At 42.5% G+C, this 16,887-nt stretch carries 16 protein-coding genes; all 16 read left to right on the forward strand.

What is annotated here, in order from left to right:
• Positions 1-26: 26 nt before the first annotated feature.
• The 16 genes from O0550_RS18815 to ftsH all read left to right on the forward strand — a co-directional run bounded on the left by O0550_RS18815 (position 27) and on the right by ftsH (position 16,880).
• Positions 27-1,121: a peptidylprolyl isomerase gene (locus O0550_RS18815; protein WP_022586597.1), complete on the forward strand. Its 1,095-nt coding sequence runs from the start codon at positions 27-29 to the stop codon at positions 1,119-1,121.
• Between the two features lie 348 nt (positions 1,122-1,469).
• On the forward strand, positions 1,470-2,009 hold the full coding sequence (spoVT, locus tag O0550_RS18820; protein WP_003333899.1) for a stage V sporulation protein T: 540 nt from the start codon (positions 1,470-1,472) through the stop codon (positions 2,007-2,009).
• A gap of 191 nt (positions 2,010-2,200) precedes the next feature.
• Positions 2,201-3,850 (forward strand): putative polysaccharide biosynthesis protein, encoded by a 1,650-nt coding sequence (locus tag O0550_RS18825; protein ID WP_121473211.1) that lies wholly within the window; start codon positions 2,201-2,203, stop codon positions 3,848-3,850.
• A 29-nt stretch (positions 3,851-3,879) separates the two neighbouring features.
• Entirely contained in the window at positions 3,880-5,346 is a 1,467-nt protein-coding gene (yabN, locus tag O0550_RS18830; protein WP_258427052.1) for a bifunctional methyltransferase/pyrophosphohydrolase YabN, read from the forward strand.
• A 26-nt stretch (positions 5,347-5,372) separates the two neighbouring features.
• Positions 5,373-5,666 (forward strand): RNA-binding S4 domain-containing protein, encoded by a 294-nt coding sequence (locus O0550_RS18835; protein ID WP_003333896.1) that lies wholly within the window; start codon positions 5,373-5,375, stop codon positions 5,664-5,666.
• A gap of 110 nt (positions 5,667-5,776) precedes the next feature.
• Positions 5,777-6,061, forward strand: coding sequence for a sporulation protein YabP (gene yabP / locus O0550_RS18840; RefSeq protein WP_003343452.1), 285 nt, complete (start codon positions 5,777-5,779; stop codon positions 6,059-6,061).
• Positions 6,058-6,627 (forward strand): spore cortex biosynthesis protein YabQ, encoded by a 570-nt coding sequence (yabQ, locus tag O0550_RS18845; protein ID WP_035318804.1) that lies wholly within the window; start codon positions 6,058-6,060, stop codon positions 6,625-6,627. Before yabP ends, yabQ begins: the two co-directional genes overlap by 4 nt.
• Before the next feature lie 26 nt (positions 6,628-6,653).
• Positions 6,654-6,965, forward strand: coding sequence for an FtsB family cell division protein (locus tag O0550_RS18850; protein ID WP_003333893.1), 312 nt, complete (start codon positions 6,654-6,656; stop codon positions 6,963-6,965).
• Positions 6,966-7,379: 414 nt separating this feature from the next.
• On the forward strand, positions 7,380-9,863 hold the full coding sequence (gene spoIIE, locus O0550_RS18855) for a stage II sporulation protein E (protein ID WP_258427053.1): 2,484 nt from the start codon (positions 7,380-7,382) through the stop codon (positions 9,861-9,863).
• Between the two features lie 29 nt (positions 9,864-9,892).
• The gene (locus O0550_RS18860) at positions 9,893-10,699 is read left to right on the forward strand and encodes a VWA domain-containing protein (RefSeq protein WP_258427054.1); all 807 of its coding nucleotides are present in this window, start codon (positions 9,893-9,895) and stop codon (positions 10,697-10,699) included.
• On the forward strand, positions 10,659-11,618 hold the full coding sequence (locus O0550_RS18865; protein WP_003333890.1) for a serine/threonine protein kinase: 960 nt from the start codon (positions 10,659-10,661) through the stop codon (positions 11,616-11,618). Before O0550_RS18860 ends, O0550_RS18865 begins: the two co-directional genes overlap by 41 nt.
• 13 nt (positions 11,619-11,631) lie before the next feature.
• Positions 11,632-12,384 carry a threonine/serine exporter family protein gene (locus tag O0550_RS18870; protein WP_003333889.1) on the forward strand — a complete coding sequence of 251 codons (753 nt, stop codon included), beginning with the start codon at positions 11,632-11,634 and terminating at the stop codon, positions 12,382-12,384.
• Positions 12,385-12,398: 14 nt separating this feature from the next.
• Positions 12,399-12,863, forward strand: coding sequence for a threonine/serine exporter family protein (locus O0550_RS18875; RefSeq protein WP_003333887.1), 465 nt, complete (start codon positions 12,399-12,401; stop codon positions 12,861-12,863).
• Positions 12,826-14,256, forward strand: coding sequence for a tRNA lysidine(34) synthetase TilS (gene tilS, locus O0550_RS18880; RefSeq protein WP_258427055.1), 1,431 nt, complete (start codon positions 12,826-12,828; stop codon positions 14,254-14,256). The genes O0550_RS18875 and tilS overlap by 38 nt, the downstream gene beginning before the upstream one ends.
• 13 nt (positions 14,257-14,269) lie before the next feature.
• On the forward strand, positions 14,270-14,809 hold the full coding sequence (hpt, locus tag O0550_RS18885; protein WP_003333885.1) for a hypoxanthine phosphoribosyltransferase: 540 nt from the start codon (positions 14,270-14,272) through the stop codon (positions 14,807-14,809).
• Between the two features lie 82 nt (positions 14,810-14,891).
• The gene (gene ftsH, locus O0550_RS18890; protein WP_003333884.1) at positions 14,892-16,880 is read left to right on the forward strand and encodes an ATP-dependent zinc metalloprotease FtsH; all 1,989 of its coding nucleotides are present in this window, start codon (positions 14,892-14,894) and stop codon (positions 16,878-16,880) included.
• Positions 16,881-16,887 lie beyond the last annotated feature (7 nt).

The raw sequence follows: 16,887 nt of genomic DNA on the forward strand, positions 1-16,887 counted from the left end.
GGTGCCGAGAAGGGAGCTTTTGTTTTATGAAAAAGACAACATTTACGAAGGGTAAACGTATGTTGGCCCTACTTTCCACCACGGCATTAACGCTAGCGATTTTGAGTGGCTGCGGAACGACTAATAAAGCCGAAACAGCACAACCAGCTAAACCAGGAGCAGAACAGCCGGCTGATAAGGAAGATCCGCTTGCGCAATTCCCACCGGTTAAATTGCCTTTTACGGTTGATCCAAATGCTGCTATTTTTGAATATCAGGGCGGGAAGCTAACAGGCCAGGAGTTTGAAGATTTCCTACGTGCACTTGGCTTCATGAATCCTCCACAAGCCTATGCTATTGGAGTTTCTACACAAGAGATGGTCGATAACTACGCACGTCAATACCTAGCTACGAAGCTAAAAGCGGAAAAGGCTGACGAAGCGATTAAGAAAGCAGCAGCTACAGAAGCGGATAAATCTTTTGAATCACTAAAAGGTCAGTATATCCAAGTTCTCGGTAGCGAGGATAAATTTAACCAATTGATGAAGAATCATAACATCACAAAAGAAGCGATTGTGAAACAACTAGCAAACATTAACGCTTCTGTGAAGGTTATGGAAGGTGAAGTAAAAGATGCTGATTTGAAGAAGGCCTATGATACAGCAGATAAATCTGCGTATACAACAGCTTCTGTGCGTCATATTTTGGTTAAGTTCGAGAACCGTAAACCAGAGGAAGCAGACAAATTGGCAAAAGGCTATCTTGCCCGCTTGAAAAAAGGGGAGGACTTTGCCACTCTTGCCAAACAAGTGTCTGAGGACGAAGGCAGCAAAGCAAACGGTGGATTATATGCAAATGCTGACGTGAACAATTGGGTGCCAGAATTTAAGAAAGCTGCTCTCACCCAAAAAATTGGAGTCCTCAGTGAACCGGCAGTTAAGACTGAATATGGCTATCACATTGTGAAAGTAGAAGACCGTAAAGTAAAAACTTTTGATGAAGTAAAAGCTCAGTTGAAGCAGCAGGTGTTGGAGAAGAATTTCGAGCAATACACTACCAAAGATCTGGACGCGATTATTACGAAAAAATCTCTTCCAGAGGTAAAAGCGCCAGCTCCAGCAGCTACTCCTGAAACAAAATAGCATAAATAAAAGTAGCTCCTTTTGTAACCAAGCGGACTGTGTTTACAGTTTGTGGTTGATTACAAGAGGAGCTTTTTTATTGGGAAAATGTCAGTGCAGGCAGACCCATCAAAAGGTTATCTTGGAATAAAAAAAGCTGGTTTAATTTTGTTTTGATCGCATATTCTTCTTGCCAAGGCAAATACTATTATCACTCGCTACCGCCCGGGGGAGAGTACAAAGCAAGGTTAATTGGCAACAAATACAAATACAAGATATTAGTAAAAAGCGAGAAGATAGGAAATCATAGGAGTAAATCCTCAAAAAACTACAAAATCAATCTTCTCAAGAAAGCGAGGCAACAAGATTATGAAGGCAACTGGAATTGTTCGTCGTATAGACGACCTCGGACGGGTTGTAATCCCGAAGGAAATCCGTCGCACACTTCGTATTCGTGAGGGGGATCCACTTGAGATTTTTGTCGATCGTGATGGGGAAGTAATCCTTAAAAAATATTCTCCAATTGGAGAATTAGCTGATTTTGCTAAGGAATATGCTGACTCTTTATACGAAAGCTTAAATCATATTGTCATTATTTCCGACCGAGATACGGTTATTGCAGTAGCTGGCGCTTCCAAGAAGGAATACCTAGAAAAACCAATTGGCAATCTAGTAGAAAAATCATTGGAAGAACGCAAGAGTAAGGTGGAAAAAAATTCCGGTCAATATGAATTATGTCGTGATATGCCGGAGCAGTACTCATCTTATGTAGTAGCTCCTATCGTAGCAGGTGGAGACCCAATTGGCGCAGTGATCCTTGTCAGCAAAGCAGAAGCCAAAATGGGCGATTTAGAGCTGAAAATGGCAGAAACAGCCGCTGGATTCCTAGCTAAACAAATGGAACAATAATAGTGATTAAATAACGCAAGTGAAAAACAAGCCTTATACAAGGGGCTTGTTTTTTTCACTTTCCCTACTACATGCAAGTAAACCACGAATGACCCACGTCTCATTCCCCTTGATTACTCACTTCCTCTGTGTGGTATAATGGACAAAGTTTCTGAACGTAGACTTTTTGTAAGAGGAGAAATAGATACTGTATGGCAGGAGAGAGAAGTGCGAATCATTTTGTCAAAGGTGCTGCTATTCTAGGTATTGCCGGCTTGCTCTCCAAGGTTCTCGGAGCGATCTATCGCATACCTTATCAAAATATCACAGGTGATGTTGGGTTATATGTGTACATGCAGGTATACCCGTTGTACACAGCCTTATTGATTTTGGCAACAGCAGGTTTTCCAATTGCCATTTCTAAAATCGTCTCAGAACGATTAGCAGTCGAGGATCATCTAGGTGCACGTAAGGCTTTCCGTGTAGCCAGCGTTTCACTAGGAATACTAGGAGTATTCTTTTTTCTCCTTTTGTATCTAGGGGCTCCTGCATTAGCTCGATTTATGGGCGATGAACAGCTTACATTGCCGCTACGAGCCGTAGCATGGTCTTTACCATTAGTTCCGTTGGTATCCATATTGCGTGGTTATTTTCAAGGACAGCAAGACATGGTGCCTACGGGTGTATCACAGGTAGTCGAACAGATTATTCGTGTAATCGTTATTTTAGTCTCAGCTTACTGGATGATGAGTGCCTATCAGGATGCTTACCTTGCCGGTACAGGAGCAGTATTTGCTGCCTTTCCAGGGGCATTAGCAGCCTTTTTGGTTTTGTACTATTATTATCGGAAATCCAGACGATATTATCGACGCAGGGGGTATCGTAAAAAATTACGTGCCCAACAGCTTACCGATACAGTAACGAACAAGCAAGTGCTGATCAGCATTTTACATTACGCAATTCCGATTTGTATCGGTGCTCTGGTGTTGCCGATGATTCCATTAATTGATTCGGTGACAGTTTCTAATTTGCTGCAATGGAACGGATATGAACTTGATATAGCAAAAGAATTAAAAGGAATCTATGACCGTGGACAACCACTCATTCAATTTGGAACGTTTTTTGCCACATCCCTTTCCTTGGCGTTAGTTCCTGCTATTAGTGAGGCTGTAGCACAAAAACAGGATAAACTGATCATGAATCGTACCGAGATGGCTCTACGCCTAACCCTGATGCTAGGGTTGCCAGCCTCAATCGGACTGGCTTTGTTAGCTGAACCAGTCAATATTATGGTATATGGAAATGATAAGGGTACCTGGTCACTTGCTATTCAAGCCTTTGTCATTGTGTTTGCGACATTAAGTATTGCTACCTCTGGAATCTTGCAGGGCTTAGGGCATGTTAAATTACCAGCTCGACATTTGCTGATTGGTGTACTGGTAAAATTGTTGGCCAATCTTGCATTAACGCCTTTGTGGGGCATACAGGGGGCGGCAGTGGCCACAGTCCTTGCCTATGTGACATCAATGAGCTTAAACATGAGGTCGATTCGCCATTATCTGGGGCTTTCCTTTAACATAAAGGAAATGCTGACTAAGCCTTTGATAAGTGTCGCTCTTATGTCAGTCATGGTTTTACTCGTTCAAGGCCTAATGAATCTAATTGTGGGTTCTCTGCTCGATAGCGAGCGTTTGGCTCAAACGATCGTCGGAGTGTTTGCAGTTACTGTGGGACTAGTAGTATATATGCTTTCCCTTTTATATACAGGGGGCATCAAACGCGAGGAAATTTTGTATTTGCCAAAAGGAAAGAGACTAGTCTCTCTTTTGGAGCGGTATAAGCTTTTACAGATTCGAAAATAGTCAGGGATTAAAGAACGGAGGATTCCTACATGGTGAACACCATTTATGTCGTAGGACTTGGGGCAGGCAATCTAGATCAAATGCCTCTGGGTATGTATAAACGCTTAAAACAGGCCACGCATTTGTATGTCCGTACAGCTGATCATCCAGTATTAGATCAATTGGCTGAAGAGGGCCTTACTTACACGTCCTTTGATTCTATTTACGAAAAACATGACTCCTTTGAACAGGTATATCAAGAGATTGCACGCGAGCTGTTATCTAAGATGAAAACAGAAGGTGAAGTAACCTATGCAGTTCCGGGACATCCTTTAGTAGCAGAACGGACGGTGCAACTGCTACTAAGTCATGCGGTAGAGGAGCAGATAGAGGTAAAGGTATTGGGCGGACAAAGCTTCTTAGATCCACTTTTCGCTCGTCTGGCTATTGATCCGATCGAAGGATTTACCTTGTTAGACGCCACAAGTATGACAGCAGATCAAGTAAATCCGGGTCTACACACAGTTATAGCTCAGGTCTACGATCAAATGTCTGCTTCAGACGCGAAGCTCACCTTAATGGAAGTCCTTCCAGACGAATATGAGGTTATCGTTGCTACAGCGGTTGGGATAGAGGGTCAAGAGATCGTGGAGCGTCTACCATTATACGAGTTAGATCGAGTGGAGCATCTGGGAAATCTAAGTCTCATCTATGTACCACCTACTGTAGAAGAGTCAGTAAAGCAACGTCAATTCTCTTATTTAAAAGAAGTGATCGCAACCTTGCGTGGACCAGAAGGGTGCCCATGGGATCGGAAGCAAACGCATCAAAGCTTGCGTCGTTATTTATTAGAAGAAGCCTATGAAACAGTGGAAGCAATCGATTTGGATGATGTGGATGCGCTGTGTGAGGAATTAGGGGATGTGCTCTTGCAGATTATGCTCCATGCACAGATTGCTTCAGAGGAAGGCTACTTCACCATTGAAGACATCATTTCTACTCTGACAGCCAAAATGATTCGACGCCATCCGCATGTATTTGGAGAGTCGAAGGTAGCTGATGCCGATGCAGTGGTGGTGAATTGGGAGCAGATAAAAGCTCAAGAGAAAGCAGAGAAAGGGCTTGTGCCAGAAACAGCCTCCTTGCTTGATGCTGTACCAAAGGATTTACCAGCGATTTTAGCAGCCGTCAAAATTCAAAAGAAGGCCGCAGAAGTTGGGTTTGATTGGGACGAAGTGAAAGATGTCTACGCTAAAATTGAAGAAGAGTACAAGGAGGTTCAGCAAGCAACTCCAGAGGAACGAACAGGTGAATTAGGGGATTTGCTGTTCGCTGTAATCAATCTAGCTCGCTTCATGAAGATTGATCCTGAACAGGCTTTGGCGCTTACCAATCTGAAATTTAAGCGTAGATTTCACTATATTGAACAAAAGCTGCAAGAAAAGAATAAGCAGTTTGCCGATATGACTTTAGAAGAGCTTGATCATTTTTGGAATGAGGCCAAAGCTCAAGAGTAGCCACAGCTACATAGAGGAGGAATACTATGCGTCTTGATAAATTTCTAAAGGTGTCTCGTTTAATTAAACGACGTACGTTAGCTAAGGATGTATGTGATCAAGGACGTGTCGAAATTAATGAACGTGCTGCAAAAGCTTCCAGCAATGTAAAAGTCGGCGATTCTATCTCCATTCGTTTTGGACAAAAGATCGTTACAGTAAAAGTTGAAGAGATCAAAGAAAATGCGCGTAAGGATGAGGCTGCTTCCCTTTACACAGTAATTGGTGAGGTACCAGTACCGCGCGATGAAAAAGAAGAAGATGAATACCTAAGAGCATAAGCAACAGTTCTAAAAGGACATCCCCCTCCATATCTTGGTACAAAGAGGAACATTTTGTTCCCGGCGTTTTGGATCGTACTCCAGACCACCAAGATAGGGAGGGTTTTTATATGCTCGAACCAAATAAACGACCTCGCCATGAAATTGTCATGATCAATCGGCGTAGTTTGGCTATATCCGGGGTAAAAAAGGTGGAAAGCTTTGATAGTGAAGAATTCCTGTTAGAAACAGAAGGCGGTTTTCTTACTATACGCGGCCAGAATCTTCATATGAAAAACCTGAGTCTTGAAACCGGAGAAGTGGCCATTGAGGGTTTCGTTCATGACATGGGGTATATAGAACAGGGGCAGGCCGGAGATCGATCGAAAGGATTTTTCGGCAAATTATTTAAGTGAGTATCAGTATTCAGTTTCAGACCATGGCTTTCATGTCCCTGTGCGGAATTTTTATGGGGATGGGGTTTGATACGTACCATGTCATAAAAGGCAAGGGCCGCTTCCCACTTTGGGCCGTTTTCATATTAGATTTGTTATTTTGGTTAAGTAGTGTGGGAATTGTTTTTTATGTGCTGGTATGGGTTAACGATGGAATAGTGAGATTTCCAATCTATCTAGGGATTATTATAGGAGCATGGCTCTATTTCCTTATAGGTAGTAAGGTTTATATCAGATTTTTGTTAACTGTGCTAGAATGGAGTATATGGGTATTTCAGATCAGTGTTAAATTTATTGACTTTCTATTGATTAAACCGATAGAGATAATTTTTCATTTTATCTGGATTATTCTCGGGTTCCTTTTTACTGTGCTGGCAAAGATAGGATTGTTCATTTGGCGAATCATTTCTTGGCCATTGTCACCATTTGTTCCATGGGGTCGTAACTTGTGGAAAAGTATTAGGGGCAAAATGGCAGGAGCAAAGGAAAAACTGAAGAAATGGTTTACCAAGGAAAACAAAGAGTAAAAAGGTAGCAAAGGTGGAGAGCAGACATGGCCAAAGAACGTCCCTCTCAATCGAATAATCTAGGTCGTAAGCGCAGACTTCGTTTTATTATGTTCTTCGTATTCTGCTTCCTTATCTGGACGTGCTATACAGCATATCTTCAAAGCTCTGTCATTGCGGAGACGGAAGAACAAGTAGAAGCACTACAGAAAGAGGCAGGGGAAGTGAAAGAGCAACAGGAAGAGCTAACCAATAAGATGAAACGATTAGATGATCCAGAATACATCGCAGAGCTTGCACGCAAAAATAATTTTATGTCCAAGCCGGGTGAGATCATCTTTTTGATCCCCGATAATTAAGCCAATTGGGTCTAGCTAAAATAAATTTACGAAAACGTACAATAGATTTTAAAAAGAGGAAGGTCATTTTAAACAAATGGCGAATATAATATAACAAGCCCGTTTCGCCGAGCGCGAATCACCTGATGGCCGACGTTGAACGCAAGACGTCGGTTTTTTTTATTTCCTTGCTTTAATGTTTTAAAGTGATAAAGAAATAAAGAAATAAAGAAATATCTTCTATTCAATCCTCGACAGGTACTTCAATCAAATCGTATTGCCTTGGGCATAAATCCATGAACCATCAAATAAATAAACGAGATACGTTTGAATTTGTCGGACGATTTTAGGAATATGCCTCTACCGTTTGACAAAATTTACAACTATCCATTCGTATAATTGGGTACACAAAACTCAAATGGGTGGTGCTAGTCCATGTTCAATAAAAGCCAAGTAGTTTCTCCGAATGCTAATCTTTTTACTCAACAACTATCTAATCAAGTATCACAAAGGCTGGGGAGCTTCGGTGATAAAGCTGCTGCTTTTCTAAAAAAATGGCATATTCTTTCACTTACTATGGGTTTTTTATTAGGAAGAGCTCTTATTCTTGATGAATTATCTCCTTTTGTTGTTCCTTACTTCATCGTGATGTACTTTCTCCGCCGAGATACGTTGCTAGTAAGTTCATTGGGCATGCTGGCAGGCTCATTAGCTCACTCAATACCTCTAGGCATGCAGACGTTGCTTAGTATCATACTTGCTGCTGTTGTTTGCCGTATTGCGGAGAAATGGAAACGAAAAGATTTTTCCTATACTCCATTTATGGTTGTAGGGACCGTATTTGCTAGCCATCTGTTAGGTAAGGTTATTCAGAGTCAGGTCAACACATACAGTGTGACTATGATTGCGGTTGAAGCCATTCTCAGCTTTGTCTTAACACTTATTTTTATTCAGTCTTTATCCATTATTCACATAAATAAACCATTTGAGCCATTAAAAACAGAAGAAATTATATGTCTGGTTATTCTATTAGCTTCTTTAATGACGGGAACAGTAGGCTGGGTCATACAAGGAATCTCCATGGAGCATATCCTGTCACGCTACTTTCTACTACTATTCGCTTTTGTTGGAGGAGGGACGGTCGGGGCCGCAGTGGGGGTGGTTACCGGGCTCATTCTCAGTTTAGCTGACGTGAGTGCCTTACAACAAATTAGTTTACTCGCTTTTGCCGGATTATTAGCTGGACTATTAAAAGAGGGAGGGAAAATTGGTGTAGTAGCTGGACTCTTAATTGGAACTTCAATTCTAGGCATCTATGGCGGTGCGCACAGTGGGTTGTATGTCTCTTTAGTAGAGACCTCGATCGCCTCTTTCCTATTTTTATTAACGCCGGCTTCTATTTGGAAAAGAGTAGCCAGCTTCATTCCGGGGACCTCAGAGCATACACAATCTCATCAGGAATACATGCGGCGAATACGTGACATGACAGCAGGTAAAATTCAACAGTTTTCCGATTTATTTACCGAGTTATCCCATTCATTTGCTCAAACAGCCGAAATCAAAAATGGGGTAGAAGAGGAGGAGGTAGACCTTTATTTGAGCAAAGTGGCGGAGAGGACATGTCAGCTTTGCTGGAAAAAGGAGCAGTGCTGGGAACGAGATACTCAAATGACCTACGATGCGATGAGTAGCATGCTGATTACGGTATTTGAGCATGGGACGATGGAAGGCGCAACTATACCAAAGGAGTGGGAAAAGAAATGCGTGAAAACAGAAAAAGTAATTCAAAATATGGAGCAAGAGTACCACCAGATGATTGAACATAATCAATTAAAAAAACAAATTCAGGATAGTCGTAAGCTGGTAGCTGATCAATTATCGGGGGTATCACGAGTCATGAGTGATTTTGCACGGGAAATCCAACGGGAAGGAGTTGCGCTAAGCCTGCAAGAGAAGCAGGTTTCAAAAGCGCTGGAGGGTTTAGGACTATCCGTAAGACGTGTAGATATTCATAGCTTAGAAGAAGGGAAGGTGGATATAGAAATCAGTCAGCCTAGTTGTTATGGGAGGGATGAATGCGCCAAGATTGTGGCTCCGATGCTTACCGAGGTTTTAGGAGAGAACATCATTGTGAAGGAGAGACACTGTGAAGCCTTTAAGGATCAGCATTGCAAAATGTGTCTGGCTTCAGCCAAAACCTATGAAATTGAAATTGGAGTGGCAGGAGCTGCTAAAGGCGGCAAATTACTGTCGGGAGATAGCTTTAAAACAATGGATTTAGGAAATGGAAAGGTGGCTGTGGCGATTAGTGATGGAATGGGAAATGGGGAACGCGCTTTTCTGGAAAGTCAATCAGCATTGGACATGCTGCAACAGCTCTTAAAATCGGGATTGGATGAAAAATTATCTATTAAAACAGTAAATTCGGTTTTGGCATTACGCTCATCTGATGAAATGTTTGCCACAGTCGATTTGGCAGTTATTGATTTACAAACGGCAATGACGCGGTTTATTAAAATTGGTTCCACCCCTTCATTTATTAAGCGAGGAAATGATGTGTTCATGGTATCGGCCAATAATTTGCCGGTTGGTATTTTAGAGGATATTGAAGTAGATATCGTAACAAGAAATCTAAAGGCAGGTGATCTATTAATCATGATGTCAGATGGGATTTTTGAGGCTCCCCGCCATATCGAAAATAGACCGATGTGGATGAAGCGATTAATCTCGCAACTTGAAACAGAAGACCCTCAAGAAATTTCTGACTTGCTGTTAGAAAAAGTGATTAGAGAGCATTGTGGTGAAATTGTAGATGACATGACGGTTCTAGTCGCTCGGATTGATCGATTTGTACCACAATGGTCGGCGATACAGGTCTCAGGAATGGAGAAAATGGAGCGGCCGCGTGTAGTAAGTTAAAGGTATGTTTTTTTCCTCCCTCGCCCATAATGGTAAAAAATGCTAACCAAGAAAGGGGAGGTATCTGTATGGCAAAGCCAGCGACGCTTCGTCAGATTTTGGTTGTGACAGATGGCTGCTCCAATGTAGGAATAAGCCCGATTGCTGCTGCAACCTTAGCCAGAGAACAAGGTATCACAGTAAATGTGATTGGAGTGGTAGATAAGCATGAAATGGGTGAGCAAGGGGAACAGGAAATCCGTGAAATGGCTCAAGCGGGGGGAGGACTAAGCGATATTGTTTATCCTGCCCAGCTAGCCCAAACTGTCCAAATGTTAACGCGAAAAGCGATGACTAGAACCATTCAACATGTGGTGAACAAAGAATTAAAGCATATTCTTGGCGGTGCTGAATTGGAAGGTCTTGCTCCTGAAAAGAGAATGCAGGTGGCAGGCATGGTAGATGAATTAGGCGAACAGAGTGCTTTGGAAGTGGTTATGATCGTTGATACATCTGCATCCATGAAAAATAAAATGTCAGCTGTACAGCAAGCTATCTATGATTTTAGCATTAGCCTACGTTCCCGCAGCGGGAGTAGCAGAATGGCCGTTTGTTCATTTCCTGGGAAAGAAAAGCACCTTGAAGTACGTATTCCCTGGACGGATCAAATCGAAAAGGCATACGAATTAACGGCTGGTTTAACGATGAGCGGAATTACTCCGACGGGTCCGGCCATTACGGAAGCAATTGCCTTGTTTGAACACGTGGAGCTACCTAAACCTTTAGCGGATCGCTACCGTACGAAGAAAAAAGCGAATGAAGAAGATGACGGTTATTTGCAAGACCATGTATTCTAATTCCTTGTTACCCGATGCTCCCCATTATTTTACGGGAAAATGGCACCATCAAACATATTCAGTGGTAAAGGAACTAGGTAGAGGAGCCAATGGTGTCGTCTACCTAGTTCTTCATGAAGGTAAAAAGGTAGCGATTAAACTAGGTGCCGATTCTATTGATTTATTAATGGAAGCAAACGTCCTCAAAAGTTTACAATCTCATAACCAAAAAATTGGGCCAAACATATATGATGTAGATGATATGATTGTAAAAGGCAAGGTGTATGCCTATTATGCTATGGAATACATTGAAGGGGAACGATTGGATCATAGCTTGAAGAGAGTAGGCAAAGAGTGGCTTATTTTGTTGTGCACGCAAATCCTGTCTCATTTACAAATCATTCATGAGCTTGGATATGTATTTGGTGATCTAAAGCCAGAGAATGTCATTGTTGTACAGGCTGGTAAGCAGGTATGTTTAATTGATTTTGGCGGGGTAACCAAGTCGGGTCATGCCGTACGTCAATTTACAGAAGAGTATGATCGGGCTACCTGGCAAGCGGGAGATCGAAAGGCTGATGCTACATATGATCTGTTTTCATTAGCCATCATGATGATTAAGCTTACTATTGAAAAAGAGAAATGGGCAACACTTCCGGTATCAGGGCGACATGTTCAAAAGCTTTATGATATAATACGGGACAACGAATTGTTAGCTCCTTACCGCCCCGTATTAGGTAAGGCATTGGATGGGAAATATCCAACAGCTCTTCACATGAAAGCTGAACTCTTGCAAGCGTTTCGACAAAAGTCAGAAACGAGGGGAGATGTACCCAACACCAAGAAGCCTGGGGAAGGAATAGGAAGCAAAATTATTGGGGGAATCTTTGTAGCCTCTATGCTTTTGCTTGCTGGCTCGTTGTATTATGTATGGATGTGAGGGATCATTCTGCATGACGTCCAATAATTATGTGATGGAGACGTGCCTTTTAGCTGGGGAGATTATGATTCGTAATGGAGCGGAAACGTATCGTGTAGAAGAGACGATGACTCATATTGCACATGCTGCAGGTATGAAAAGCGTCCATAGTTCCGTGACGACGACCAGTATTACTTTTTCCTTTAAAGATAATAATGGTGTGGATCGTACCCGAATGATTCGAATGCGTGACCGAACGATCAATTTGAACAAAGTAACGTTGGTCAATCAGGTATCTCGTCACTTTGTGTCGGGAGAGATTACCTTGGATGAAGCGCATATTCAATTAGAAGAGATTCAGAGAATGCGCTTTCAATTTTCAGATCGAGTGTTAAATCTAGCGGCTGGTATAGGCAGCGGCTCTTTTGCTGTTTTGATTGGTGGGACTTTTCTTGATTTTTTCCCCAGTGCTATTGCAGGGGCAATCGTCTTTGCCAGCGCTAATTATTTGTATCGCTTTCTTAAAATACCCTTTTTTGCCGAATTATCAGCCTCTTTTTTAGGAGGAATGTTTACGTTAATTGCTTCATGGCTTTTTCCCAATCATCTGCATCTTGGTGTTATGATTATAGGAGCGATGATTCCTTTGTTTCCAGGTGTAGCTTTGACGAACTCTGTGCGTGATTTAATGGCAGGCGATTTGGTTGCCGGAATGGCGAGAGGAGTTGAGGCAGGCCTAACCGCTTTAGCCGTAGCTGTTGCGGCCGCAGCTGTCTTGTCATTATAGGAGGGATTAGGCACATGTTGCTGGGAATGCTGTTAAGTTTTATTATTACCATTGCCTATGCTATGTTGTTTAATGCACCAAAACGCACCATTCTTTTTGCAGGTTTAATTGGACTGATGGGTTGGAATATCTATAAAATACTGCCGATGTTTGGAGCTGAGCTTACGCTTTCTTCTTTTGCAGCGGGAACATTTATCTCGCTGAGCAGCCGAATCCTTTCTGTAAAGATGCGTGTTCCTTCTACTAACTTTAGTATTGCGGGAATTATTCCATTAGTTCCAGGTTCGACTGCTTATAAATCGATGTTAGCGTTCATTAATGCTGACTACTTGGAAGGAATTACGCTTGGGGTCAAGACGATGATGCTGGCTGGGGCTATTGCTTCAGGTTTAATTCTTGGTCTCTCCATCTTCTCTCTATGGAAAGGAATCGAGGCACGTTATGTACGAAAAGGTACAAAAGCGAATGGAGCAGGATAGGCTGCTTTTGCCACATGAATCGATTGTGGTAGGCGTTTCTGGCGGAGTAGATTCTACAGCGCTGTTGCATATCTTAAGCAAAATGAATGAACAATATCAGTACGGTTGGAAGTTGTACGCTGTTCACTTGAATCACGGGTTTCGTGGAGACGAGTCTGACCAAGATGCCGCATACGTGGAGGACTTGTGTCATACATTAGGAGTTAAGTGCTACTCCTTCTATGAAAGCGTGCCTGAAATAATGAAGGAAACCGGTCAAGGACCGCAAGTGGCAAGTCGTGAATTACGCTATCAATACTACCGGCAAGTAGCAAAAGAAGTAGGGGCTACTAAAGTAGCGCTTGCCCATCATGCTGATGATCAGGTAGAGACTATTCTGTTTCGCATGATGAGAGGTACTAGTCTACATGGATTTACTGGCATGCCGCAACGCAGATGGCTTCATGCAGAGCAAATCGAGTTGGTTCGTCCGCTTCTGCATGTTTTTCGCGAGGAGCTAGAAGCTTACTGTGAGGCGAATAACCTGCAACCGCGACACGATAGCAGCAATGATTCGCGCAAATATAAACGCAACTTATTACGGCACGAGGTGACACCTCATTTACAACAAGTAAACCTAAGATACAGAGAACACGTGCTTCAGCTAGCAGAGATGGCCAGAGTGGATGACGACTACCTGCAAAAGCTGAGTCAAGAGGCGCTAAATAGGATAATTGTAAAGCAGGAATCTGGCAAAATTATCCTAGATAGGAAGTGCTTAAAAACTTTTGACCTTGCTTTACAAAGGAGAATGATTCCTCTAATATTAAGTTATCTCACAACTGAAACGGAGTGGTCTCTGCAGCATGTGGAGGCCGTTTTACGTATCATTTTCGAGGAAAATCCTTCTGCTGTACTACATCTACCCTCCCATATTTTTGTAGAGAGGGTCTATGAGCAGGTATGTTTTCGTAGGCAAAAAGCCACTGCTCATGATTTTTCCCAGCCGTATTCATACCCTATTACCATACCTGGTACGATATGGATAGAAGAGGCGGGAATGTTCATACATACAAAACGGTATGATTCATTGACTGATTTACCAGATCTGTTATCTTTATCTCCTTATAGTGCTGTATGTGACGCCGATGCCTTGGTAGGCGACTGCATCATTCGCAGTAGAATGCCGGGTGACCGTATTCAACTCGGTACGGCTGGGTATTGCTACAGTAAAAAATTGAAGGAGCTATTTATTGATGAAAAAGTACCAAAAAGCAGGCGTGATCGAATTCCTATCTTAGTAGTCGGGGATCGAATTATTTGGATACCTGGAGTAAAGCGATCGACGCATGCCATGATACATGAGAAATCCCGTGCATTTGTTATCATACAGGCGGATTTCAGAGAAGAGTAGCAGGAGGTTACATATGAATAATGATATAAAAGAAATTATGCTTTCGAAGGAAGAAATTGATCAGAAAGTCAAAGAACTGGGTAAAATCTTAGCAGATGAGTTTCGCGATAAAAATCCGTTGGTTATTTGTATCTTAAAAGGTGCCGTTGTTTTCATGGCTGATCTTTTGCGTGAGATGGATATTAAGTGCGAGATGGATTTTATGGCAGTATCTAGCTATGGCAACAGTACGGAGTCCTCTGGTGTTGTGCGTATTCTGAAAGATTTAGATACAACTGTTCAGAATCGTCATGTTCTAATTGTGGAAGACATCATGGACAGTGGTTTGACGTTAAGCCATTTGGTAGAGCTATTAAAGCAACGTCATGCTGCGTCCGTGAAAGTAGTAACGCTACTAAACAAACCGGAGCGTCGTAAGGTAGATATTTCTCCTGATTACAGTGGCTTTACTATTCCTGATGAGTTTGTTGTTGGTTACGGTCTGGATTATGCTGAGACCTATCGCAATCTTCCTTATATCGGTGTTCTAAAACCTGAAGTTTATTCGAAATAGACAAGAGCTAGCTAGGTTGTGAATGGGTTTTACTCTATGCTAAAATAATGGAAGTGTCTTTTTTCGTGAGAGGAGGTAAGCAATGAATCGTTTTTTTCGGAATACAGGTTTCTATTTACTGATTTTCCTTGTCACGGTAGGGATTGTGAATTTTGTCCTCTCCGGAACCGATAAGATGGCTCCAATTTCTTATCAGGAGCTACGTAATCACCTCAATCAAGACAACATTGCAGAGGCATCTCTTCGTGTTGAGGGAGGTACATATCGGGTAGAGGGTAAGCTCAAACCAACTCCAGCCGGTCAGGAATCATTCTATACCAATGCACCGATTTATGATGAACAACTAGTTAAACTGATCAATGATAAGATTGATGCTAAGAAGATTAATAAGGTGGAGTATAAACCAGCAGAGGGTAACAGCATCTGGCTAACATTCCTAACTTCTATCATTCCATTCGTGATCATCTTTATCTTGTTCTTCTTCCTGTTAAATCAGGCACAGGGCGGCGGAAGCCGAGTTATGAACTTCGGTAAGAGCAAGGCGAAGTTATATAACGACGAAAAGAAAAAAGTTACATTTGAAGATGTAGCTGGTGCTGATGAGGAAAAAGCAGAGCTTGTAGAGGTCGTAGAATTCTTAAAGGACCCACGCAAATTTGCTGCCGTAGGTGCCCGTATACCTAAAGGGGTACTTTTAGTAGGTCCTCCAGGTACAGGTAAAACATTGCTTGCACGTGCCGTTGCTGGTGAAGCAGGCGTGCCATTCTTTAGCATTTCAGGTTCTGACTTCGTAGAGATGTTTGTCGGGGTTGGGGCATCACGTGTACGTGATTTATTTGAAAATGCAAAGAAAAATGCTCCGTGTATCATATTCATTGATGAAATTGATGCCGTTGGTCGCCAACGTGGTGCTGGTCTTGGCGGTGGTCATGATGAACGTGAACAAACGTTAAACCAATTGCTCGTAGAGATGGACGGTTTCGGAGCAAATGAAGGAATTATCATGATTGCAGCAACCAACAGACCTGACATTCTTGACCCAGCTTTATTGCGTCCGGGACGTTTTGACCGTCAAGTTACGGTGGATCGTCCTGATGTACGTGGTCGTGAGGCAGTTCTGAAGGTGCATGCACGTAACAAACCATTAGGCGAGGACTTGAATTTGGATATCATTGCTCGCCGTACGCCGGGCTTCACAGGTGCTGATCTTGAGAACCTGTTGAATGAAGCTGCATTGCTTACAGCGCGTAAAAATAAGAAGCAAATCAACATGCTAGAAGTAGATGAAGCGATTGACCGCGTCATCGCTGGTCCTGCTAAGAAATCTCGTGTCGTAAGCGAAGACGAGCGTCGTCTAGTAGCTTATCACGAAGCAGGTCATACAATTGTTGGATACCATTTAAAACGTGCTGATATGGTACACAAAGTTACGATTATCCCACGTGGGCAAGCAGGCGGATATACCGTTATGCTGCCAAAAGAGGATCGCTTCTTTGCTACCAAAACAGATCTGGAAGATAAAATTGTGGGTCTGCTTGGTGGGCGTGTTGCGGAAGAATTGGTTCTGGGCGATATCTCTACTGGAGCGCATAATGACTTCCAACGTGCTACAGCAATTGCACGTAGCATGATTACCGAATATGGTATGAGTAATTTAGGACCAATGCAATTCGGTCAATCTCAAGGGCAAGTATTCTTGGGACGCGACATTGGACACGAGCGTAACTACTCTGAACAAATCGCTTACGAAATTGACCAAGAAATGCAACGGATCATTAATGAACAATATCAACGTTGTAAGGACTTGTTGATTCAATATGGAGATCAGTTAGAAGCGGTTGCACAAACCTTGCTTCGCGTGGAAACACTTGATGCTGAACAGATCAAACAGATCATTGAAAACGGCAAGCTGGATAAAGAACCTGGGGAGGATGTTGTAGTAAACATTCAATCCAAGCCTGAAGAGCCAGTTAATCAAGTAACCATTGATAAACTGAACCAAGAACCAAAACCAGAAGCTACAAAAACGGATGAAACAGTAGACCATCCTGATAACCAAGAACCGAAATAAGAGCGCC

The sequence above is a fragment of the Brevibacillus halotolerans genome, from assembly GCF_026891775.1.
Classification (GTDB): Bacteria; Bacillota; Bacilli; order Brevibacillales; family Brevibacillaceae; genus Brevibacillus_B; species Brevibacillus_B halotolerans.